The organism is Comamonas sp. B-9, assembly GCF_000410635.1.
Taxonomy (GTDB): domain Bacteria; phylum Pseudomonadota; class Gammaproteobacteria; order Burkholderiales; family Burkholderiaceae_C; genus Comamonas.
In genome coordinates this window covers 1-1,010 of sequence record NZ_APCR01000059.1, presented here as the reverse complement: position 1 = coordinate 1,010, position 1,010 = coordinate 1, and the positions used below count along the sequence as shown (strand labels likewise).

At 63.9% G+C, this 1,010-nt stretch carries 1 pseudogene; it reads left to right on the top strand.

Annotated elements, in window-relative coordinates:
* Window positions 1–114: 114 nt before the first annotated feature.
* Window positions 115–1,010: pseudogene (locus tag H928_RS25560) on the top strand (hypothetical protein); the annotation flags it as partial.

Genomic DNA, 1,010 nt, shown 5'->3' with positions numbered 1-1,010 from the left:
CTGCTGCGCTCAGGCATGCACGCCGGTGGGCTCTCGCAGGAATTGGCCGCGATGACGGGGGCTGCAAGATTCAGTGCAGAGGCACCGCACGACACAAAGACAAACGCAAACGCAATGCAGCTCCCGGGCCAAGCCCCGCTGTGGTGGCAAGGCCGCTTTGCCTGGATCCGGCGCGATATGGCTTGCAGCGATCTGCTGGTCTTTGCATCGACAGGTAATGGCGACACCGTCTGGGTATTTGCGCCGGCCAACTGGCAGCAGATCGAGGCAGCACGTGCGGCTAGGCAGGCGCAGCAAACTGCTGGCAAACCCCTGACCACTCAAACCTCCGAGCCCGAGCCAGACCCGAACTGGGTCCTGCTGGGCAAGATAGACCGCCTGGACCGCAAACAGCGCTACCACTGGTCAAAGGTGCTGGGCCAGGAGCGCATCACCGGCATCGATGATGGCGTGGGGCGCCACTACCAGCTGCACTACCAGCAAATCCTGCCCGCCCAAGAGGCCCAGCATTACAGGCACAAAGAGGGCGCACAAGACAGCCACTTCTTCTGGCAAGCCGACAGCGGCGTGCGCCTGACCAGTATCCGCCTCGCCCGCGACCCCGCTGTCACCGATCAAACGGAACCGATCACCCTGGTGCACTACAGCTACAGCGCCCAGGGTGACTTGCTTGAGGTGCAAGACCGCCACGGCCGCATCACCCGCCGCTTTGCCTGGCGCAACCATTTGATGGTCTTCCACCAAGAGCGCAGCGGCCCCGAACACCACTACGCCTACGACCGTTATGAACCGGGCGGCCAGGCCATTGCCCAGCGCAACCAGGAGGGCCTGGACTACCAGTTTGCCTACCAGGTGCTCCCCGAAGCGAACGGCCAGCCGCGCAGGGCCTGCGTGGTCACCGACAGCCTGGGCCGCATTGACACCTACATCTTCCAAGGCGAAGCGGGCCTGGCGCGCCTCGTAGAACACCAAAGGGCTGATGGCAGCACGGTGCAGCGCAGCTACAACCA